General features: G+C 68.0%; 21 protein-coding genes. 11 read left to right on the top strand and 10 right to left on the bottom strand.

What is annotated here, in order from left to right; genetic code table 11:
• The first annotated feature begins 13 nt into the window (after positions 1 to 13).
• Entirely contained in the window at positions 14 to 499 is a 486-nt protein-coding gene (locus tag POS15_RS14365) for an asparaginase domain-containing protein (RefSeq protein WP_026070231.1), read from the top strand.
• A gap of 76 nt (positions 500 to 575) precedes the next feature.
• On the opposite strand, the gene POS15_RS14370 is transcribed toward POS15_RS14365, so the two are convergent.
• The 3 genes from POS15_RS14370 to sufT form a co-directional block, all read right to left on the bottom strand.
• Complete coding sequence (locus POS15_RS14370; protein ID WP_284128341.1) at positions 576 to 2,321, bottom strand: S8 family peptidase; 1,746 nt, start codon at positions 2,319 to 2,321, stop codon at positions 576 to 578.
• A gap of 575 nt (positions 2,322 to 2,896) precedes the next feature.
• Entirely contained in the window at positions 2,897 to 3,994 is a 1,098-nt protein-coding gene (locus tag POS15_RS14375) for a branched-chain amino acid aminotransferase (protein WP_019182392.1), read from the bottom strand.
• A 57-nt stretch (positions 3,995 to 4,051) separates the two neighbouring features.
• Positions 4,052 to 4,603, bottom strand: a complete 552-nt coding sequence (gene sufT / locus POS15_RS14380; RefSeq protein WP_019182393.1) for a putative Fe-S cluster assembly protein SufT — start codon at positions 4,601 to 4,603, stop codon at positions 4,052 to 4,054.
• A 118-nt stretch (positions 4,604 to 4,721) separates the two neighbouring features.
• On the opposite strand from sufT, the gene POS15_RS14385 reads away from it, so the two are divergent.
• Positions 4,722 to 5,141 carry a hypothetical protein gene (locus POS15_RS14385; RefSeq protein ID WP_019182394.1) on the top strand — a complete coding sequence of 140 codons (420 nt, stop codon included), beginning with the start codon at positions 4,722 to 4,724 and terminating at the stop codon, positions 5,139 to 5,141.
• Positions 5,142 to 5,408: 267 nt separating this feature from the next.
• Here POS15_RS14385 and POS15_RS14390 read toward each other — a convergent pair whose 3' ends face one another.
• Together POS15_RS14390 and POS15_RS14395 are read right to left on the bottom strand one after the other, a co-directional pair.
• Positions 5,409 to 6,863, bottom strand: coding sequence for an NAD(P)(+) transhydrogenase (Re/Si-specific) subunit beta (locus POS15_RS14390; protein ID WP_019182395.1), 1,455 nt, complete (start codon positions 6,861 to 6,863; stop codon positions 5,409 to 5,411).
• Complete coding sequence (locus POS15_RS14395) at positions 6,860 to 7,168, bottom strand: NAD(P) transhydrogenase subunit alpha (protein WP_019182396.1); 309 nt, start codon at positions 7,166 to 7,168, stop codon at positions 6,860 to 6,862. Before POS15_RS14395 ends, POS15_RS14390 begins: the two co-directional genes overlap by 4 nt.
• Positions 7,169 to 7,298: 130 nt before the next feature.
• Between POS15_RS14395 and POS15_RS14400 the strand changes: the two genes are divergently transcribed.
• From POS15_RS14400 to POS15_RS14410, 3 genes are read left to right on the top strand one after another with little or no spacing between them, the layout of a single operon-like run.
• Positions 7,299 to 7,874, top strand: a complete 576-nt coding sequence (locus tag POS15_RS14400; RefSeq protein WP_019182397.1) for an RNA polymerase sigma factor — start codon at positions 7,299 to 7,301, stop codon at positions 7,872 to 7,874.
• Between the two features lie 20 nt (positions 7,875 to 7,894).
• Positions 7,895 to 8,206: a hypothetical protein gene (locus tag POS15_RS14405; RefSeq protein ID WP_037552967.1), complete on the top strand. Its 312-nt coding sequence runs from the start codon at positions 7,895 to 7,897 to the stop codon at positions 8,204 to 8,206.
• Positions 8,207 to 8,208: 2 nt separating this feature from the next.
• Positions 8,209 to 8,634: a DUF3106 domain-containing protein gene (locus tag POS15_RS14410; RefSeq protein ID WP_152663641.1), complete on the top strand. Its 426-nt coding sequence runs from the start codon at positions 8,209 to 8,211 to the stop codon at positions 8,632 to 8,634.
• An 81-nt stretch (positions 8,635 to 8,715) separates the two neighbouring features.
• Here the strand turns inward: POS15_RS14410 and POS15_RS14415 are convergent, their stop codons facing one another.
• A complete protein-coding gene (locus POS15_RS14415) occupies positions 8,716 to 9,798 on the bottom strand; it encodes an NAD(P) transhydrogenase subunit alpha (RefSeq protein WP_019182400.1) in 1,083 nt (360 codons plus the stop codon).
• A gap of 72 nt (positions 9,799 to 9,870) precedes the next feature.
• A complete protein-coding gene (locus tag POS15_RS14420; RefSeq protein WP_284128342.1) occupies positions 9,871 to 12,192 on the bottom strand; it encodes a DUF1631 domain-containing protein in 2,322 nt (773 codons plus the stop codon).
• Between the two features lie 331 nt (positions 12,193 to 12,523).
• Here POS15_RS14420 and POS15_RS14425 point away from each other — a divergent pair, with 331 nt between their 5' ends.
• From POS15_RS14425 to POS15_RS14440, 4 genes are read left to right on the top strand one after another with little or no spacing between them, the layout of a single operon-like run.
• On the top strand, positions 12,524 to 13,099 hold the full coding sequence (locus tag POS15_RS14425) for a nitroreductase (protein WP_284128343.1): 576 nt from the start codon (positions 12,524 to 12,526) through the stop codon (positions 13,097 to 13,099).
• A gap of 1 nt (position 13,100) precedes the next feature.
• Positions 13,101 to 14,066 carry a 5'-3' exonuclease H3TH domain-containing protein gene (locus tag POS15_RS14430; RefSeq protein ID WP_235318831.1) on the top strand — a complete coding sequence of 322 codons (966 nt, stop codon included), beginning with the start codon at positions 13,101 to 13,103 and terminating at the stop codon, positions 14,064 to 14,066.
• A complete protein-coding gene (locus POS15_RS14435) occupies positions 14,063 to 14,614 on the top strand; it encodes an NUDIX hydrolase (protein WP_019182404.1) in 552 nt (183 codons plus the stop codon). Before POS15_RS14430 ends, POS15_RS14435 begins: the two co-directional genes overlap by 4 nt.
• Positions 14,607 to 15,416: an N-formylglutamate amidohydrolase gene (locus tag POS15_RS14440; RefSeq protein ID WP_284128344.1), complete on the top strand. Its 810-nt coding sequence runs from the start codon at positions 14,607 to 14,609 to the stop codon at positions 15,414 to 15,416. Before POS15_RS14435 ends, POS15_RS14440 begins: the two co-directional genes overlap by 8 nt.
• A 15-nt stretch (positions 15,417 to 15,431) precedes the next feature.
• On the opposite strand, the gene POS15_RS14445 is transcribed toward POS15_RS14440, so the two are convergent.
• Positions 15,432 to 16,877, bottom strand: a complete 1,446-nt coding sequence (locus POS15_RS14445; protein ID WP_019182406.1) for an MFS transporter — start codon at positions 16,875 to 16,877, stop codon at positions 15,432 to 15,434.
• A 110-nt stretch (positions 16,878 to 16,987) separates the two neighbouring features.
• On the opposite strand from POS15_RS14445, the gene POS15_RS14450 reads away from it, so the two are divergent.
• A complete protein-coding gene (locus tag POS15_RS14450) occupies positions 16,988 to 17,875 on the top strand; it encodes a LysR family transcriptional regulator (RefSeq protein WP_046271989.1) in 888 nt (295 codons plus the stop codon).
• Positions 17,876 to 18,013: 138 nt separating this feature from the next.
• On the opposite strand, the gene pip is transcribed toward POS15_RS14450, so the two are convergent.
• Positions 18,014 to 18,958 carry a prolyl aminopeptidase gene (gene pip / locus POS15_RS14455; protein ID WP_284128345.1) on the bottom strand — a complete coding sequence of 315 codons (945 nt, stop codon included), beginning with the start codon at positions 18,956 to 18,958 and terminating at the stop codon, positions 18,014 to 18,016.
• A 102-nt stretch (positions 18,959 to 19,060) separates the two neighbouring features.
• On the bottom strand, positions 19,061 to 19,909 hold the full coding sequence (gene prmC / locus POS15_RS14460) for a peptide chain release factor N(5)-glutamine methyltransferase (protein ID WP_019182409.1): 849 nt from the start codon (positions 19,907 to 19,909) through the stop codon (positions 19,061 to 19,063).
• A gap of 428 nt (positions 19,910 to 20,337) precedes the next feature.
• Here prmC and ahpC point away from each other — a divergent pair, with 428 nt between their 5' ends.
• Positions 20,338 to 20,901 carry an alkyl hydroperoxide reductase subunit C gene (gene ahpC, locus POS15_RS14465; RefSeq protein WP_019182410.1) on the top strand — a complete coding sequence of 188 codons (564 nt, stop codon included), beginning with the start codon at positions 20,338 to 20,340 and terminating at the stop codon, positions 20,899 to 20,901.
• Positions 20,902 to 21,032 lie beyond the last annotated feature (131 nt).

The raw sequence follows: 21,032 nt of genomic DNA on the forward strand, positions 1-21,032 counted from the left end.
CAGGATGCTTGCAATGGAAGAACTACTGATCATCACCACCGGTGGCACGATCGACAAGATCTACTTCGACGACAAGTCGGACTATCAGATCGGTGATCCGCAGATCGGGATGATCCTGCGCGAGCTGGGCGTGACCTTCCGTTTCAACGTGATTCCGATCCTGCGCAAGGATTCGCTGCACATCACCGACGAGGACCGCGAGCTGATCCGGGCGACGATCGCCGCGCAGCCGACCCGGCATGTGCTGGTGACCCACGGCACCGACTCGATGGTGCAGACGGGCCAGGTGCTGAAGTCGATCACCGACAAGACCATCGTCATGACCGGCGCGCTGAGCCCGGCACGGTTCCGCGGTTCGGATGCCGAGTTCAACATCGGCTGCGCGATCGGTGCGGTGCAGTCCTTGCCGAGCGGTGTGTACATCGCGATGAACGGCCGGATCTGGAATCCGGAGCAGGTGCGCAAGAACGTCGCCGCGAACCGGTTCGAAGCGGCGTAACCCCTGGCGCAGCGTGTTGATCGAACGAACGCCCCGGCATGCCGGGGCGTTCTGCGTTGGTGCGATGGGAAAACGATCAGTACTGCGCGGTCAGGGTGACCCCGGAGAAGGTCGAGTAGGCCTTCACCCGCACATGCCAGGTGCCGGCCGCGGGGGCGCTGATCGTGCAGGTTTCGTTGTTGCCGCTCAGGTACGGGCGGCAGGTGTAGACGGTATCGGTCGGCGCGCTGCCGTTGCGGACGTACAGATCGGCATCGCCACTGCCGCCGGCGATGGTGACCTTCAACTGGCTGCTGCCCGACGGCACGGTCACGGTGTAGGCCAGCGAGGCACCGCTGGCAGCGCCCAGGCCCGTGACCGGCACGTTGTTCTGCAGCACGTTGCCAGTGCCAGGGTTCGGGTTGGTCCCGCCCAGGGCCGCGGTCACCGCCGCATCGGCATCGACAATGCCCGCGCCACAGCCGCCGGAGCAGGCGCCCGGCAACGGCCGTGCGGTGCTCTTGAGCAGGCTTTCGATGGCGGCCGGGCTCAGCGCGGTGGGCGCGACGGACTGGATCAGCGCAACCACGCCGGCCACGTGCGGTGCCGCCATCGAGGTGCCGTTGTAGGAGGCATACGATGCGGTGCCCGGTACCGTGGTGCCGCTGTTGAGGGTGGAAAGAATGCCCTGCCCCGGCGCGGAGATGTCGATGCCGGTGCCGTAGTTGGAGAAGCTGGCGCGGGCGCCGGCCGAGGTGGTCGCGGCCACCGCGATGACGTTGGCGCAGTTGGCCGGTACCGAGGAGGAGACGTTGGTGTTGCTGTTGCCGGCCGCCACGACCACCGTGGTGCCGCGCGAGACGGCGCCGTTGATCGCGGTCTGGTAGGTGGTGGAGCAGCTGCCACCGCCGCCGAGGGACATGTTGATCACTTCGGCCGGGTTGGCGTTGGCCGGGACGCCGCTGACGGTGCCGCCAGAGGCCCAGACGATGGCGTCGGCGATGTCGGAGGTGTAGCCGCCGCACTTGCCGAGCACGCGCACCGGCACGACCTTGGCATTGAAGGCCGTGCCAGCCACGCCGGTGCTGTTGTTGGTCACCGCCGCGACGGTGCCGGCCACGTGGGTGCCGTGCCAGCTCGAATTGGAGGCCGGAATGCCCGAGCCGCATTCGTTGGCGGCGTACCAGTCGCCTTCGTCGTTGGGGTTGTTGTCGCGGCCACCGCCGTCGCGCGCCATCGCCGCGTCGCTGATGAAGTCGTAGCCGGGCAGGAGGTTGGCGTTGAGGTCGGGGTGGTTGGTGATGCCGGTGTCGATCACCGCCACCACCACGCCGGCGCCGGTGGCCTTGTCCCAGGCCGGGCGTACGTTGATCGAGGCATTGCTGGTGCCAAAGCCCCACTGTTCGGAGAACCGGGTGTCATTGGGCACCAGGGTGGCCTGCATCAGCTGATCGACCTCGACGTATTCCACGCTCGGGTCGGCGGCCAGGCGGCGCATCAGCAGTTCGGCTTCGGCACGGTCCAGCGGCCGGTCGGCCTTGACCACGGTCGGGCCGATCGCCAGCTGGCGCAGCTTCTGCAGCCCCAGCGCGCGGCCTTGGGCGGCCGGTACCGCCGCCGCGGCGGCCTTGAGCGAACTGGCCAGCGCGGTCGGGGTGGCGACCTCGGTGCTGCCATCCTTGTACTTCACGATGAAGCGCTGATGGGTCGGCGCCGAGGACAGGCCGCTCAACTGCACATCGCCGGCGAAGGCCGGGGTAGCCAGCAGCAGGGTCGACAGAACGGACGCGCCCAGTACAACCAATGCACGCTGACGCAAACGGTGTTGCGAGACATGAGACATCGGATTTCCCTTTCAGACAGTGAATGCCGTCGTCGCGGCGGAGAATCCAGGTCCGATCCGGGGGCTGCTGCAATCGATGGCGCGGATCGGCCCGGTGAGTGGATCGGTTCCCCTGAATCAAACCGCCCATCGCGACGCTAGTGGCTGACTGGCCGATCAACAATGTTTCAGCTGCACTTCAGTGACATGAAATGTCGGATCTGAGACTTTACGGGTCGAGGGTTTGTGAAAGTGAAGGCGCTCACGGCCTTTCGGGTGGTCCGATTGCGCCACGGATTGTCTGAAATGGCTGTCGCGGCCGACAAATCCGGGACAACACTTGCGCATCAATCACTTACGCCACTGCCACCGCAGGACAGTAGTGCCGGCCGCTGGCCGGCTCCCGACCAGCCCGTAGTGCCGGCCGCTGGCCGGCTCCGCGGAATGCTGCAGAGCCGGCCAGCGGCCGGCACTACCGATGTCGAACGCTGCGCGGCCTGTCTTGGGGAGCATCACCGGCGCGGTGGCGAACGGGCAACAAAAAACCCGCCTGTCGCCAGGCGGGTTTTCGATGCTTGCGCTCAGACCCCGAGGACTCAGGCGTCCAGGCGGACCAGCCAGCCGTGACGGTCCGGCAGGCGGCCGTACTGGATGTCGGTCAGTTCCTTGCGCAGCGACATCGTCACTTCGCCGGCCGGGGCGTTGATGTCACCCACCGAGAAGCCTTCGCCCTTGAGCTGGCCGATCGGGGTGACCACCGCAGCGGTACCGCAGGCGAACGCTTCCACGATCTCGCCGGAGGTCACGCCATCCTTCCACTCCTCCAGGGTGACCTTGCGCTCTTCGACCTTCATGCCGCGGTCGCGGGCCAGCTGCAGGATGCTTTCACGGGTGATGCCTTCCAGGATGCTGCCCGACAGCGCCGGGGTCACCAGGGTGCCGTCCTTGTAGACCAGGAACACGTTCATGCCGCCCAGTTCTTCCAGGTACTTGCCCTCGACCGGGTCCAGGAACAGCACCTGCGAGCAGCCCTGTGCCTGCGCCTTCTGCTGCGGCAGCAGCGAGGCGGCGTAGTTGCCACCGCACTTGGCCGCGCCGGTGCCGCCCTTGCCTGCGCGCGCGTACTCGGTGGACAGCCAGATCGCGACCGGCGCCACGCCCTTGGCGAAGTACGGGCCGGCCGGGCTGGCGATGACGTAGTAGCCGGCCTTGTGCGCGCCGCGCACGCCGAGGAAGGCTTCATCGCCGATCATGAAGGGACGGAAGTACAGGCTGGATTCGTCGGCCGAGGGCACCCACGACGCATCCACGGCGATCAGCTGCTTGAGCGATTCGACGAAGATCTCCACCGGCAGTTCCGGCAGCGCCAGGCGCTGGGCCGAACGCTGCAGGCGGCGGCCGTTGGCCTCCGGGCGGAAGGTCCAGATCGAGCCGTCGGCGTGGCGGTAGGCCTTGATGCCTTCGAAGATTTCCTGGCCGTAATGCAGCACCGCGGCGGCCGGGTCCAGCTGCAGCGGACCGTACGGGCGCACCACGGCATCGTGCCAGCCGGTGTCCTTGTCCCAACGCACTTCCACCATGTGATCGGTGAAGTGCAGACCAAAACCGGGGGCGGCCAGGATGCGCTCACGCTCCTCGCTGCTGCGCGGCTGGGCGGAACGGGTGGTGTTGAAGCTCACGGAAGACTGGGACACCGGATATTTCCTGTTCTGGTTACGGGGAACGCCGTGACGCCGGCTGGCGATGGGCGGTTACAGCATGCCGGTTTCGAGCCGGGCGGCCTCGGACATCATGTGACGGCCCCACGGCGGGTCGAACACCAGCTCGACGTCGGCCTCGGCCACCGTCGGGATCATTTCCAGCTTGCTGCGCACGTCATCGACGAGGATCTCGCCCATGCCGCAGCCGGGCGCAGTGAGGGTCATCTTGATGTCGACCTCGCGCTGGCCGTCGTCCAGGTGCTTGAGGTCCACTTCATAGACCAGCCCCAGATCGACGATGTTGAAGGGGATCTCCGGATCGAAGCAGGTGCGCAGCTGCTGCCACACCAGTTTTTCGACCTCCTCGTCGGAGGCATCGGCGGGCAGTTCCAGCGCCGGGGGCGCTTCCTTGCCGATGGCATCGCCATCCTTGCCGGCGATGCGGAACAGATTGCCTTCGACAAAGACGGTATAGCTGCCACCCAGGGCCTGGGTGATATAGCCATAGCTGCCAGCGGGCAGCGTGACCGTTTCGCCCTGCGGGACCATGACGGCCTCGCAGTCGCGTTCGAAGTGGACAGGTTCACTGCTACGGGAATACATGTGGATCGATATGGGGGTCGCGGCCAATTCCCGCAAGGCGACCATTTTAGCCCAGTGGCCGCCCACGCGCCGGTCACCCCGCAAGCCGGTATCCTGTGGGGACTTACAGGAAGATTGCATGTCGCCCACGTCCGTGCCTGTCCGGAGCCGCCACTGGCTCTGGCCCCCGCTGTTTCTGCTTGGTGTTGTCACGGCCACGCTGGCCTGGTTGTTCATCGCCCTGCTCACCGGCCGCCAAGCCAGCTGGATGGCGGTTGTAGCCGCGCTGGAGATCGCGTTCATGCTGCGCCTGGGCACCCTGCGCGCCGGTGCCCCCCGGGTGGTGCTGACCGTGCTGGCCACCGTGCTGGTTGCGCTGGCGGCCAACTGGGGGATCGCTTCGGCCTACCTGGGCGGCTCGATGGGGCTCACCCCGTGGGAATCAGCGTTGCGCATGGGGCCCTATCTGGCCTGGACCCTGAGCGGCCTGGCCAACGGCGCGGTGGAATGGCTGTGGCTGGGCGTGGCGCTGGTGATCGGCTGGTGGGTGGCGAAGTAACCGCCCCACGGCTGCTTCGGGTCGCCGCATCCCGGGTATCGACGGATGCTCCGGGTCGCTGAATCCCGTGTATTGGTCGTGCCGGCCGCTGGCCGGCTCTTCATGACGCCTGGGCGGAAACGCATTGGTATTCACGCGTTGCGTGGAGCCGGCCAGCGGCCGGCACTACCGGGTTGCTGATGCATCGCGGGAGCCGGCCAGCGGCCGGCACTACCGGGTCACTGATGCATCGCGGGAGCCGGCCAGCGGCCGGCACTACCTCTGTATTCAATGGCCGCCGTCGAGGGCCTTCAGTTCGCTGACCAGCGCGCTGGCCGCACCGGCGCCATCGCCGTACAGCATCCGGGCGTTGTCGGCATAGAACAGCGCATTCTCGATGCCGGCAAAGCCGGTGCCCTTGCCGCGCTTGATCACCACCACGTTGCGGGCGTTGACCACGTCCAGGATCGGCATGCCGTAGATCGGGCTGGCCGGATCCGTACGCGCGACCGGGTTGACCACGTCGTTGGCGCCGATCACCAGCACCACGTCGGTGTTCGGGAACTCGGGGTTGATGTCGTCCATGTCGGCGATCAGGTCGTACGGCACGCCCGCTTCGGCCAGCAGCACGTTCATGTGCCCCGGCATGCGCCCGGCCACCGGGTGGATCGCGAACTTCACCTTGATGCCGCGATCGATCAACCGCTGCGCCAACTCCCACACCTTGTGCTGCGCCTGGGCCACGGCCATGCCGTAGCCGGGCACGATCACCACGCGCTCGGCGAAGGCCAGCATCGCGGCCACGTCGCTGGCCTCGATCGGCTTCTGCGCGCCGCTGATTTCCTGCGCGACACCGCCGCCGCCGAAGTTGGAGAACAGCACGCCGCTGATCGGCCGGTTCATCGCCTTGGCCATCAGGCGTGTGAGCAGGATGCCGGCCGCGCCGACCATCATGCCGGCGATGATCAGCGCCTCGTTGCCGAGCACATAGCCTTCGAACGCCACCGCCAGGCCGGTAAACGCGTTGTACAGCGAGATCACCACCGGCATGTCGGCGCCGCCGATCGGCAGCGTCATCAGCACGCCCAGTGCGAGTGCGACCACGAAGAAGCTGATGATCGCCACCGGGCTCAGCGTGACTGCCGCCCAGATGCCCAGCACCACCATCGCCAGCGCGACCAGCAAGTTGAACACCTGCTGCCCCGGGAAGGTGACGCGGCGGTCCAATCGCCCGTCGAGCTTGGCCCAGGCGATGATCGAGCCGGACAGCGACACCGCACCGATCGCCGAGCCGATCACGGCCAGCGCCAGCACCGTCGCCGACGGCTGGCGCGCGGCCAGATCGGCCAGCGCCTGCTCGCTCCAATGGGTGGTATCGCGGTTGGCCAGGAAGGAGAAACGCAGCAGTTCAACCGCACCGATCGCTGCCGCCGAACCGCCGCCCATGCCGTTGTAGAGGGCCACCATCTGCGGCATGTCGGTGATCGCCACGCGCTTGGCCGACCACCAGGCCACGCCGGTGCCGATCGCCACCGCCGCCAGGATCAGCGGAATGTTGTGCAGCTCGGGCAGGAAGAACGTGGCTACCGTGGCGATCAGCATGCCCAGCCCGGCCCAGCGGATGCCGCTGCGCGCGGTCATCGGCGAGGCCATGCGCTGCAGGCCAAGCAGGAACAGGGTCGCGGCGACCAGGTAGCTCACCTGGACCAGCCACTGCAGCAGCTGCGCGGTGGTCACGTTCAAGGCGCCTTCTCCCCGGCGTCGCGCTTGGCGCTGGGCTTGAACATGTCCAGCATGCGTTCGGTCACCACGTAGCCGCCGGCTGCGTTGCCGGCGCCCAGGACCACCGCGATGAACCCGATGATCTTCTCCAGCGGCGTCTGCGCGTGCCCCAGCACCACCATCGCGCCGATCAGCACGATGCCGTGGATGAAGTTGGACCCGGACATCAGGGGGGTATGCAGGATCACCGGCACCCGCGAAATGATCACGTGGCCGGCAATGGCGGCCAGCATGAAGATATACAACGCCACGAACCCGTCGCTCATTGCAGTCACTCTCCCAGGCGGTCATCCCGTCCCCTGCATCATAACCATGCGCTGAACCAATCGGGCAGGCCGGTCAACCGCGCCCGCCCTGGGGCGTTCTCACGGTATCCCCCTGCCGGAACGCTACCCTGTGCTGGTGAGCTCTCCCCTACCGTCGACGGATGCCGACCTGCCCGCCACGCCCGAGGTGGCGCTGCCGGTGTCGCTGGACGCCTTCCTGGCCGGCATCGGCCCGCGCGCGTTCCGCTTCGCCGAAGCGGGCCTGCGCCAGCGCGAGGACGCGCTGGATGCGGTGCAGGACAGCATGTTGAAGATGCTCGGCTATCGCGACAAACCCGCCGCCGAATGGGCGCCGTTGTTCTGGAGCATCCTGCGCCGCCGCGTGGTCGACCTGCAGCGCCGCCGTGGCTTCCGCCTGAAGTTCTGGCGCAGCAGCGACGAGGCCGGCAGCGACCACGATATCGATTGGGCCGACAGCGCTCCCGGTCCGGCCCAGGCCCATGAGCGGCGCGACCAGTACGCGCAACTGGTGCAGGCGCTGCGGGAGCTGCCCGCGCGCCAGCGTGAGGCCTTCACCCTGCGCGTGCTGCAGGACCTGGATGGCGCCACCACGGCCAAGGCCATGGGCTGCAGCGAAGGCGCGGTCAAAACCCATCTTTCGCGCGCCCGCCAGGCGCTGCAGCAGTCTCTGGAGATCGCCCTGTGAACCGCCCCCTGCCCCCTTCGATGCCTGACGATGTCGCCCTGCGGCAGCTGCATGCGCAGGCGCTGGATACGCTCTCGCCGACCACGCTGGCGCGGCTGCGCAGCGCGCGCCATGCGGCCTCACCGGCCAAGCGGCATGCGCCGTCGTGGTGGATGGCGACGGCCTGTTCGGCAGTGGTCGCCCTCGCCTTGGGCTACAGTTTCCTCCTGGGCGAATCGAGCGCCCCGCCGGCACCGGTGATGGCGAGCGCCACCGATGACAGCAGCGATGTCCTCGACGAGAATCCCGATCTGTATTTGTGGCTGGGCGGCACCGACCTGGCAATGGAGTGATGATGAAACTGCGACTGTCCCTGGGGCTGGTATGGCTGACCTTGAGTGCGGCGGGCTGGGCGCAGACCGCCCCGCTGCCGGACTGGGACGCGCTCAGCCCGCAGCAGCGCGAGGCGTTGATCGCGCCCGTGCGTGACCGCTGGAACGATGCGCCTGCCCCGCAGCGCGAGCGCATGCTGCAGCACGGCCAGCGCTGGCTGACCATGACCCCGGAGCAGCGCGCGCAGGCGCACCGCGGCCGCCACCGTTTCGAGAACATGACGCCGGAGCAGCGCGAGCAGGCGCGCGCATTGTTCGGTCAGATGCGCAGCATGAGCCCGGCGCAACGGCAGGAGCTGCGCGACCGCTGGGCGCGGATGACGCCGGACGAACGCAAGGCATGGCTGAAGGCCAATCCCGCCCCTGCTGCGCCGCCGTCCAAGCGCTGAAGCGCCGAAGCGCCGAAGCACTGGAGCAACGACCAACAACGGGGACGGGAGTCGTCATCAATTACCCCCGTCCCCGTTTTTTCAGGCGGCGACCCAGCGGGTTTTCGCGAGCAGTTCGTCGTCCCAGTCGAAGGTGACGGCGCCGTCTTTCAGGAACAGCGCGACGAAGTTGTAGACGTTGCGGGCGTACATCTCGCTGGCATGCACCGCGCCCTGGCTGGCCAGGTTGAGCGGGCCGTCGATGAGCACGCCGTCCAGATCCACCACCTCGCCCGGTTGGGTGGCTTCGCAGTTGCCGCCGGTTTCCGCGGCCAGATCGACGATCACGCTGCCCGGTTTCATGCCACGCGCCATCGCGGTGCTGACGATTTTCGGCGCGGGGCGGCCGGGCACGGCGGCGGTACAGATCACCACGTCCACCGTGCGCAGGTGCTCGCCGAGGCGGCGCTGCTGCTCGGCGCGTTCCTCATCGGTCAACGGCCGCGCGTAACCGCCCTCGCCGACCGCGCTCACGCCCAGGTCAAGGAATTTGCCGCCCAGCGATTCGATCTGCTCGCGGGTTTCCGGACGCACATCGAAGCCTTCCACCTGCGCGCCGAGACGGCGGGCGGTCGCGATGGCCTGCAGGCCGGCCACGCCGGCGCCGACCACCAGTACCTTCGAGGGGCGGATCGTGCCCGCGGCGGTGGTCAGCATCGGGAAGAACCGCGGCGCACGCTGCGCCGCGATCAGGGTGGCTTTGTAGCCCGCCATGCCGGCCTGCGAACTGAGCACGTCCATGGACTGGGCCCGCGTGGTACGCGGCAAGCGCTCCAGCGGAAACGCCTGCAGGCCGCGCGACTGGATCAGCCCGGCGCGCTCGGCATCGGCCTGCGGATGCAGCATGCCGATCAGGCTGGCGCCCGGTTTCAACCGGGCAAGGCGGTCATTGGCGGGTGGCTGCACGCACAGCACGAGGTCGGCCTGGGCCAGGCGGGTGTCATCGGCGGGCTGCGCGCCCACCTCCTGATACAGCGCATCGGGGAAGCCGGCCGACAACCCGGCACCCGGTTCGAATGACACGCCAGCGCCGAGCGCGATCAGCTTGCGCGCCGTTTCCGGCGTCATCGCCACGCGCCGTTCCCCCGGCGCGTGCTCCTTTACCACCAACACCTCGACAGCCATGCCTGTCCCCGACGATCAGCGGATTGTGGGCTGATCGTAACCTGATCGTCAGGCCAAGGTGGCCCTCCGGGCTCAATGCACGGTGGCCTTCCTGGTATCCAGCCGATCGATCACGCCCTGCATGGCACTGTCGAAGGCGCCATCGTCGATATGCGCACGCAGGCGACCCAAGCGCACCATCACGGCCAGTTCTTCCGGCGAGGCCACGCAGAAGCGCACCCCGCGCCGGTTGACGAACAGCAGGCGCTGGGAAATCGGGCTCACCCAGGACAGCTTGCCGGCCTGGACCTTGCCGTCCTTGTCGATGAAATCCAGCCAGCTGCCGATCTCCAGGCCGCGGAAGCGGTCGGCATCGGCATTGTCGAAATCGCTGACATCCACCTTGCTGCCCAGCTCCACCGACGGCGATTCCTGGGCCGGTGGCGAGGGCAGCGCGACCTGCGGCAGTTCGGGCAGCGCGCGCTCAAGCTCCGGGCGCGATTCGGCGATGCCCTGCAGGGTGTCGTGCAGCGCGTCGATGGCACTGGTGGCTGCATCGGCGTGTACCCCCACGCTGGCAAACACCTTGCGCAGCGCGGGATGCCAGGCCTGCAGCCACGGCTTGCCGACGATATGGCGGCGGGCCTCGGCCACTTCCTCCAGCATGCCATCGGCCAGGCTCAGCGCCTCACCGACCGACGCCCCGTCTTCGCCTTCGCGCAGCACGGTCAGGGTCAGGTGGTGCTGCCAGGGCTGGCGCAGGAACTCGCCGATGGCCTGCGGCAACGTGGTATCGCCAATACGGCGGTCCAGTTCGGTAGTGGCGCGCTGGCGCGCCATCTCCAGCTTTTCCTGGCCGCGCTGGGTCTCGGCGGCCCGGCGCTCGGCGATCTCGATCCGGCGACGATGCTGGGTCAGGAACTCGCGGAATTCTTCTTCCAGGGTCAGGAAGATCGCCAGGTTCTCATTGAACTCGGCCACCAGCCGCTCGATGATTTCTTCGACCTTGCCCATCAGCACGCGCTCGGCCTGGCTCTCGCCGGTATTGCCCTCGCAGGCTTCGGCCAGCGAGTTGAGCAGCTTGCGCGCCGGGTGGGTCTTCTGCACGAACATGCGGCGATCGAGCATGGCGACCTTGACGAAGGGCACCACCAGCCGGCCGATCAGCTCGCGCGAGCGGCCCTCCAGGTCGCGCTCGTCGAGCATCACATCGAACAGCATGCCGACCAGATCGATCGCGTCCTCGTCCTGCGGGTCCAGCCGGGCCTGCGCGGGGTCGACCCCCAGCCGGGTCGCACCGGACAGCACTTCACTTTTCAGGCGCTGCGCCAGCGATTCGCCGTCTTCGCCGATCGCCGCACGCAGGGTCGCGCTCGGCGTGGCCTGCAGCAGCGACAGCACCGACATCATCTCGCGCTGGCTCAACGGGCGCTGCTGGCCCACCGCGACGCTGGCCGCCGAGGTGGCGTCCTCGCGCACATGGCGGGTCTGCTGCAGCAGTTCGTGCAGGGCATCAAGCAGCATGCCCTGGTTGCCGCCGAGGCTGTCACCGCCCTCGCCCGGCCCTTCGTACCCGGCCTGTCCGCCACCCTGGAGGCGGCCCCGGCTCTCGGCCCAGCGGTCGGCAAAGCGACGCGCCCAGGCCGGTGCCTGGCTCTCTTCGCCTGCCGATCCCATCCCGGCCTCGGCCTGGAAGCCATCAAATGCATCGCGCTCGTCGCGCGGCGGCGGAGAGGGTGCGCGCGGCGCCGGCCGGCGCGCGGCCATCTGCGGCATCACGCCCGCAGCGGCCAGTTGTTCATCCAGGTACTCGTAACGCTTGCCGATCGGCTGCTGCAGATCGCGCTCGCACAGCTTGATCAACACCAGGCGCACTTCCGGGGCCAGTTCACAGTCGGCGAAGGCCTCATGGATGGCAACGCCCAGATGCTCGGGACTGATCGGGTTGGTATCGGCCTGCAGCTCCAGCGCGCCGGCGATCAGGCCGAGGCGGCGGTCCAGCCGCGACAGCACCGGCTTGAAGTCACGCAGCAGCACGGTGGCGAAGTTGCGCACCGCCAACCGGGATTCCAGGACATGCTCGGGCACCAGGCTCAGCCCGTCCTCGACCTGCCCGGCCAGGGTGGCCTCGGCCGACAGCGGTTCACCCCGCTCCAGCGCTTCCCAGGCCTGGGCCAGGTGGGTGCTGAAGCCGGCCACGATGTCGTCCCGGCGGCGGCGCAGCTCACGCATGCCATCCAGGAACAGCAACTGCGACGCGCCGGCGTCACCGGCACGGTCGAACAACACATCGTCAAAGCGCGCCAGCACCGTCGAGAACGACTCGACCAGCCCTGGCAGCACGGCCTCGCGGGCCATCTTCAACAACGCCGGGTCACGGCCCGGGTGCCCCCCTACATTGGGCGTGGCGATCATGCGAAAAGGCTCCCCACCCTCGCAGGCACTGAGTACAACATGGATACAACGAACGCCGGCGCACCCCATGCGCCCACGCTCGGATGGTAGGCCGGCCGACCGATCAAAGACAGTGAAGCAGTCGACACTTTAAACCTCATCACCGGTGGCCCGGCAGGCTTTGTATCGTAAGCGCAGCAGGCCGTGGAAGCGAGTACAGCCACGTGAAGGAAGTCCGCTAATTAGGTGATGTTCATCACGTTTTGTCGCAAATTGCACCGAGATCGTCCGAGGCCGTGTCACAAACGGTCGCGACTATAATCGGGGCATCGTTAAGTCTGATTGAGAACCCATGTCCGTCTCCTCCGCCCTGCACGCCCTGGATGCACGCCGTTCGGTCCCCGCCAAGCAACTGGGTGAACCCGGCCCCGACCCGGCCACCCTGCTGCGGATGCTGACCTCGGCCGTGCGGGTGCCCGACCACGGCAAGCTGGTGCCTTACCGCTTCCTGCGGATCGCCGGCGATGCGCGTCACAGTCTGGGTGCGTTCCTGGCCGAGCGCGCCGTCGAGCGCGACCCCCAGGTCTCGCCGGCCCAGTTGGACAAGGATCGCCAGCGTTTCTCCCATGCCCCGCTGATCATCACCGTCATCGCCAGCCCGCGCCCGAGCCCCAAGGTGCCCGAGGCAGAGCAGCTGATGACCGCCGGCTGCGTCTGCTTTGCCTTGCTGCAGGCCGCCCAGGCGCTGGGCTTCGGGGCGCAGTGGCTGACCGCGTGGATGGCGTTCGACCCAGCCGTGCATGCCCGCCTGGGCCTGGCCGAGGGCGAGCAGATCGCCGGCTTCATCCATATCGGCACCCCGAAAACCGAGGTACCCGAGCGTGAGCGTCCGGACCCGGCCGCGCTGCTGCAGGACTGGGAGGGCTGAGATGCCTGCCCTTCCCGCCGGCCCGGGCATGCCCCCGCCGCCGCTGCGTGCGCCGCTGTATCTGGTCGATGCCAGCCTGTATGTGTTCCGCGCGTGGCACTCGATGCCCGACGAATTCCAGGACCAGCAGGGCTGGCCGACCAATGCCGTGCACGGCTTCGCGCGCTTCCTGCTCGACCTGCTCGAACGCGAGCGCCCGGCCAACATCGCCATCGCCTTCGATGAAGCGTTGGACAGCTGTTTCCGCCACCGGATCTACGCTGCCTACAAGGCCAACCGCGATCCCGCGCCCGATGCGCTGCGCCGCCAGTTCGCGCACTGCAAGGCGCTGTGCACCGCGCTGGGCCTGGCGGTGCTGGCCCACCACGAATACGAGGCCGATGACCTGATCGGCAGCGCCCTGCACGCACGCCGCGACGCCGGCATGCGCGGGGTGATCATCTCCGCCGACAAGGATCTTTCGCAGCTGCTGTTCGAGCATGACGAACAGTGGGACTACGCACGCAACCAGCGCTGGGGCATGGCCGGGGTCAAGGCGCGCCACGGGGTGCATGCGCACCAGATCGCCGACTACCTGGCGCTGTGCGGCGATGCGGTCGACAACATCCCGGGCGTGACCGGCGTGGGTGCCAAGTCCGCCGCCGTGCTGCTGGCCCACTTCGGCAGCCTGGACGTGCTGTATGAGCGCCTGGATGAAGTGCCGTTCCTGCGCCTGCGCGGTGCCGCGCAGATGGCCGTGCGCCTGCGCGAACAACGCGAGCATGCGCTGCTGTGGCGTCAGCTGACCACCATCGCGCTGGATGCGCCGCTGGAGGGCGCCGCTGCCGATTTCAGCCGGGGCGTGGCCGATGCACAGATGCTGCAGGGCCTGTGCGATGCGCTGCGTTTCGGCCCGTTGACCCGGCGCCGCCTGTTCGCCGCCGCCGGCCTGTCCGATTCCTCTTCCGTTGCCAGCGAGTTCGCATGAGCCCCGATACGCAAGCCCCCAAGGTCGTTTTTGAAGGCAAGTACCAGCGCATGGTCGTGCGCGGCACGTGGGAATACAGCGAGCGTACCCACGCCGGTGGCCTGGCCGCGATCATCATTGCGGTCACCCCCGAAGACACCGTGCTGTTCGTCGAGCAGTTCCGCATACCGCTGCAGGCCAGGACCATCGAGATGCCCGCCGGTCTGGTCGGCGACATCGATGCCGGTGAATCCATCGAGGTCTCGGCGGTGCGCGAGCTGGAGGAAGAAACCGGCTGGACCGCCGACCACGCTGAAGTGCTGATGATCGGCCCGACCTCCTCCGGTGCCAGCAGCGAGAAGATCGCCTTCGTGCGTGCCACCGGCCTGCGCAAGGTCGGTGAAGGCGGCGGCGATGCCAGCGAAGACATCACCGTGCACGAGATTCCCCGCGCCCGCGCCGCGGCGTGGCTGGTCGAAAAGATGGGTCAGGGCTACGAGCTGGATGCCAAGCTGTGGGCCGGGCTGTGGATGATCGAACACCACCTGGACGGGACCCCGCGTGGCTGATTCGCTGTTCCATCCACATACCGGCGCATCACTGCTCGGGCCGGCCGACCCGGCCGCGTTTACCGTGCATCAGGCGCAGGGCCGTTCGTCCTTCGTGCTGATCGCCGACCACGCCGGCCGGCAGGTGCCGGCCGCATTGGACGAGCTCGGCCTGCCGCAGGCCGAGCTGGGCCGCCACATCGGCTGGGACATCGGCATCGCCGGGGTCACCGTGGAACTGGCACGGCTGCTGGATGCCTGGGCGATCACGCAGACATATTCGCGGCTGGTGATCGACTGCAACCGGCCGTTGGCTTCGCCCACGCTGATGCCGGCGGTCAGTGACCTTACCGTCGTTCCCGGCAATCAGCACCTGACAGCGGCGCAGCGACAGCAGCGCATCGACGCGATCCACGCGCCCTACCATGCGCGCATCGATGCCGAGCTCGATACCCGCCAAGCGCAGGCCCGGCCGACGGTGCTGGTGATGATGCACAGCTTCACCCCGGTGATGAATGACGCTGCGCGGCCTTGGCATGCCGGGGTGCTGTACCACCGCGACACGCGATTCGCGCTTCCCCTGCTGCAGGCGCTGCGCGATGAAGGCGACCTGGTGGTGGGCGACAACCAGCCCTACGCCGTCAGCAGCACCAGCGACTACGCCGTGCCGGTGCATGGCGAAGGCCGCGGGCTGGTGCACGTGGAGCTGGAGATCCGCCAGGACCTGATTGCCGATGCCGCTGGCCAGCAGGCGTGGGCACAGCGCCTGGCGCGGATCTTCACCGCCCTGCAGCCGCAACTGGACGCACTGCCGCCTGCGTAAGGCTTGGTGATCGATTCACCCTTCGCCCGCGCACACCGGCGTGGGCGCTGCACGATCCTGCTGCGGCCGCAGCCACAGCGCCACGCCCACGCCCAGCAACGCGAACAGTGCCGCACCGTACTGCGCGTGGATCATGCCCTGCAGGGCCGCGTCGCTGCTGGCACCGGCGCTGCCACGACCGGCGTTGGCCACCATCACCAGCAGCGCCAGGCCCAGCGCACCGCCGATCTGCTGCGCGGTGGCGGCCATGCCCGAGGCCACGCCCTGCTGCGCGGCCGGCACGCCCTGCCCGGCCACGATCCACATCGAGGTCCAGGTGATGCCCTGGCCGAGGCTGAGCACCACGATGCCCGGCAGCAGCGCCCAGTAGGTCGCGCCATACGGCAATGCAACGGCGACCGCGGCGATGCCGATCGCTCCGGCCAGCATGCCCACCGCCAGCACCTGGCGCGGCGAACGCTGCGCGAGCATGCGCTCGGCGATGCGGATGCCGAAGGTGCACACCAGGGTGGGGGGCAGAAACGCCAGGCCAGCCTGCAGCGCACTCCAGCCGTAGCCATCCTGGTAATACAGCGCCAGGAAGTAGTACTGCACGCCGTAGCTGCTCATGAACAGCATGGTCAGCAGCATCGCCGCACGCAGGCTGCGCAGGCGCAGCAGCGAGAACTGCATCAGCGGGTCGCGGCTGCGGCGTTCGATGTGCACGAAGGCGGCCAGCATCACCGTCGATACCACCAGACAGATCAGCGTGCGCGGCGCCAGCCAGCCCCACTCCGGGCCCTGCACCAGCGTGGTCACCAGCAGGCTGCCGCCGAGGGTCACCGTGACACAGCCGGCCAGATCGAACGAGCGGCCCGCCAGCGGCGCGGGATCGCGCGGCAGCCACCAGCCGCCCAGCAGCGCGCAGCCACCGGCGAAGGGGACGATCACCAGCAGTACCGAGGCCCACCCGAAGCTCTGGGTGAGCACGCCACCGAGCAGGGTGCCCAAGGCCAGGCCGCCGGCGCTGGCCATCGACCAGATCGCCAGCGCGCGGTTGCGCGGCGCGCCTTCGGCGTAGATCGTGTTGATCAGCGCCAGCGTGGCCGGGAACAGCAGCGCCGCGCCGATGCCCTGCACCGCGCGGGCGGCGATCAGCAGCCACGCACTGCTGCTGAACCCACCCACCAGCGAGGCCAGCGCGAACAGCGCCATGCCAAGCCGATAGATACGGCGTCGGCCCAGCAGATCGGCCGCGCGGCCGCCAAGCAGCAGGCAGCCGCCGAAGGCCACCGTATAGCCACTGACGATCCACTGCAGCTGCTGGGCATTGATCTGCAGCTGCGTGCCCATCTCGTGCAGGGCGACGAAGATGATCGTGGAATCCAGCGCGATGATCAGCTGGGCCATCGCCAGCAAAGCCAGGGCGAGGCGTGGAAATGCGGGCGCCGGCGCGCCAGCGGGAGACAGGGGGGAGGTCATGCCGACTCGGTACTGCGTAAGAAGGTGGGCAGTCTCATTGATGACGCTTCATAAATAAACCCGGATACTTCGATATCTGTCATGCATATCCGCATGAATCGGAGGACGTCATGGATCTCAACGCCGTGCGCATGCTGGTGCAGGTGGCGGAGGCGCGCAGTTTCACCCTCGCCGCCGGTCAGCTGGGGATCAGTCAATCCGGGTTGTCGCGGGCGATCGGACGGCTGGAGAGCGCGCTTGGCGTGCGCCTGCTTCACCGCAACACCCGCAACGTCAGCCTGACCCCGGATGGCCGCCAATTCGTCGAGCACTGCGCGCCGCTGCTGAGTGGGCTGGAGGATGCCGAGCGTCGGCTGGGTGATCGCCCCTCCACGCCGTCGGGCGTGCTGAAACTGACGGCGCCGTCGATGTTCGGGCGCAAGGTGCTGGTGCCGCTGGCCGGGCAGTTGATGGCGGCACACCCGCAACTGCAGTTCGAGCTGGTGCTCAACGACCGGCTGGTCGATCTGGTCGAGGAAGGCTTCGACGCCGCATTGCGCACCGGGCCGATCAGCGATGTGCGCATGGTGGCGCGCCCCCTGCGGCCGTTGAACTGGGTCACCGTCGCCTCCCCCGCCTACCTCGCGCAGCACGGTGAACCGGCCACGGTGGATGCGCTGCACGATCACGCCTGCCTGGCGGTGCGCAATCTGCGCAGCGGGCGGCTGGTGGACTGGCAGTTCCGCGAGGCCGAGGGCCAGCTGCGCGAGTTCACCCCGCCGGCGCGGATGGTGTTCGACAGCGGCGACCCGCTGGTCGAGGGCGCCCTGGCCGGGATCGGCATCGTGCAGGTGATGGATTTCGCGGTGGCCGATGCGTTGGCCGACGGCCGGCTGCAGCGGGTGCTGCAACCGTTCGAGGGCCGCAGCCGGGTGCTGTCGCTGGTCTACCCGCCCTCGCGGCAGGCCTCACCGAAGCTGCAGGTGTTGGCGGAGGCGTTGTTGGGTGGTGATTGGTAACCCGCCGGATCACGACCAACGGTCGTGATCCACCGCATGGTGCACGGGGCGATGGCGATCACGACCAACGGTCGTGATCCACCGCGCGACGTCAGGGGGTGACCCGGCAGGTGCCGACCGTTGGTCGGCACGTCTCCATCAACCCGCGAAGCGATCGGTCGCACGCACCAGTGCGTCGACATTCTCCGCTTCAAACGCGGAATGCCCCGAGGCGGGGCTGATCTCCAGCGTCGATTTCGGCCACGCCTTGTGCAGTTCCCACGCGCTCTGTAGCGGGCAGACCACGTCGTAGCGGCCGTGCACGATCACGCCCGGAATGTCGGCGATGCGGTGCGCGTCGCGCAGCAGCTGGTCTTCCACCTCGAAGAAACCGCCGTTGACGAAGTAGTGGTTCTCGATACGGGCGAAGGCCAGCGCGAACTGCGGGTCCTGGTGGCTGTTCACGAAGTCGTCGTCCACGTGCAGGAAGCTGGTTGCCCCTTCCCATACGCTCCACGCCTTGGCTGCCGCCAGGCGGGTGGCCTCGTCATCGCTGGTCAGGCGGCGATGGAAGGCCGAGATCAGGTCGTGGCGCTCCACCGCCGGGATCGGCGTGAGGTAATGCTCCCACGCATCCGGGAACAGGCGGTTGGCGCCTTCCTGGTAGAACCATTCCAGCTCCCAGCGGCGCAGCATGAAGATGCCGCGCAGGACCAGTTCGGTCACGCGCTGCGGGTGGGTCTGCGCGTAGGCCAGTGCCAGGGTCGAGCCCCAACTGCCGCCGAACACCTGCCAGCGATCCACCTTGAGGTGCTCGCGCAGCGTCTCGATGTCGGCCACCAGGTCCCAGGTGGTGTTGTCGACCAGGTCCGCATGCGGCGTGGAACGGCCGGCACCGCGCTGGTCGAACAGGATGATCCGGTACTTGGCCGGGTCGTGGAACTGGCGCATCTTGTCGCTGCAGCCGCCGCCCGGGCCACCGTGCAGCATCACCACCGGCTTGCCATCGGGATTGCCGCACTGCTCGAAATACAGCGTGTGGCGGTCATCGACCTTCAGGGTGCCGACGTCGTAAGGGGTGATGGCGGGGTACAGCGTACGCATGACAGGAACTCCATGTGGAATGACAGTCGCCGCATCACGCTGCGCGGCGGCCCGGTGGACAGGTCATTCTAGCCCCGGGGTCGGCGCGGGGCCGGCACGCGGTCAGGCCGCCAGACAGCCCAGGCTCACCCGGTCGCGCTGCTCCAGGTCGCGCTCGGTGGCGACCGACTGGAAACCGGCCTGCTGCAACAACGCGCGGATCACCTCGCCCTGGTCCCAGCCGTGTTCGATCAGCAGCCAGCCGCCGGGAAGCAGGTGCGCTGCCGCACCGTCGATGATCAGGCGGATGTCGTCCAGCCCATCGGGGCCGGAGGCCAGCGCGGTGGCCGGTTCGAAACGCAGGTCGCCCTGCGCCAGGTGCGGGTCGTCGCTGGCGATGTACGGCGGGTTGGTGGCGATCAGCTCGACGCGCTCGCCCGCCAGGGGCGCGTACCACGCCCCCTGCCGGAAGCTGACATTGTCCAGTGCGTGGCGCTGCGCGTTGCGCGCTGCCACGGCCAGGGCCGCCTCACTGAGGTCGGTCGCGATCACCTGCGCCAACGGCCGCTCGCTGGCCAGGGCCAGCGCGATCGCGCCGCTGCCGGTGCCCAGATCCGCGACCCGCAGCGGGGTATCCGCGGGCAAACGCGCCAGCGCCAGCTCGACCAGCAGTTCGGTCTCCGGGCGCGGGATCAGGGTGGCCGGGCTGACCTCCAGGTCCAGGGTCCAGAAGCCGCGGCGGCCCAGCAGGTAGGCCACTGGTTCGCCGGCCAGGCGCTTGGCGAGCAGGGCCTCGAACGCGGCCACCTGCGCGGGCGCGACCGGATCGGTGGCATGGGCGAACAACCAGCTGCGCTCACGCTCCAGCACCTGCAGCAGCAGCAGTTCGGCGTCGTGCCTGCCCTCCACACCGGGCAGGCGGGTGGCGGCATCGGCGAGCAGCTGGCGGACGTCTGGCGGGGCGGCGGTCATGGCGGATCGGAGCAACGTCGGGGCGCGCAGTGTAGTGCACCGGCAGCGGTCGGCCAGGCGTGCGCCAGGGGCCTTCGGCGGCAGCAACGCGATTGAAACTACGCATCGCCACTACATATATAGATTCGTAGCCGCTATCGAATTCCGTGGGAAAACCGGGCGTTCCGGCACTGAGGCGCCCCGCGCCGTTCAGGTTGCCACCGCGGCGCATATGCAGAAGCTATTGAAGCGATCATTCGCCACCGCCCGCTGGTCATTGCGCTGCAACGCTTTTGACGGCCATGGCCATCACCATTCATCGCAGGATCAGACCTTTTTGATAGCCTATGACTATCGCATAGATGCAATCAATGGATTGTCCTTATGGGAACGGAGCCGCTAACCTGTGTTGGTCGCTTCACCCACCCCCTTCACCAAGAGGAACAACGATGTCGCTCATCAACACCCAGATCCAGCCGTTCGAAGCCAACGCCTACCAGAACGGCGAGTTCATCAAGGTCTCCGACAGCACCCTGAAGGGTCACTGGTCCGTGCTGATCTTCATGCCGGCCGCGTTCACCTTCAACTGCCCGACCGAGATTGAAGACGCCGCCGACCATTACGCCGAGTTCCAGAAGGCTGGCGCCGAGGTCTACATCGTCACCACCGACACGCACTTCTCGCACAAGGTGTGGCACGAAACCTCGCCGGCCGTCGGCAAGGCCCAGTTCCCGCTGGTCGGCGATCCGACCCACCAGCTGACCCGCGCCTTCGGCGTGCACATCGAAGAAGAAGGCCTGGCCCTGCGCGGCACCTTCATCATCAACCCGGAAGGCGTGATCAAGACCCTGGAGATCCACTCCAACGAGATCGCCCGTGACGTCTCCGAGACCCTGCGCAAGCTGAAGGCTGCCCAGTTCACCGCCGCCAACCCGAACCAGGTCTGCCCGGCCAAGTGGAAGGAAGGCGAGAAGACCCTGACCCCGTCGCTGGACCTGGTCGGCAAGATCTAAGCCGTATCCCATCCCCATCCCCGCCCGCCGGGGATGGGGGTGAACCCAAGCCGGTGCCCCACGCGCCGGTTTCGGTTCACCCCCATGTCGCGCAGATGCACCCGCGGGGTTCGTCGACGCTGTTCCCTTGC

The organism is Stenotrophomonas sp. BIO128-Bstrain, from assembly GCF_030128875.1.
GTDB classification, from domain to species: domain Bacteria; phylum Pseudomonadota; class Gammaproteobacteria; order Xanthomonadales; family Xanthomonadaceae; genus Stenotrophomonas; species Stenotrophomonas bentonitica_A.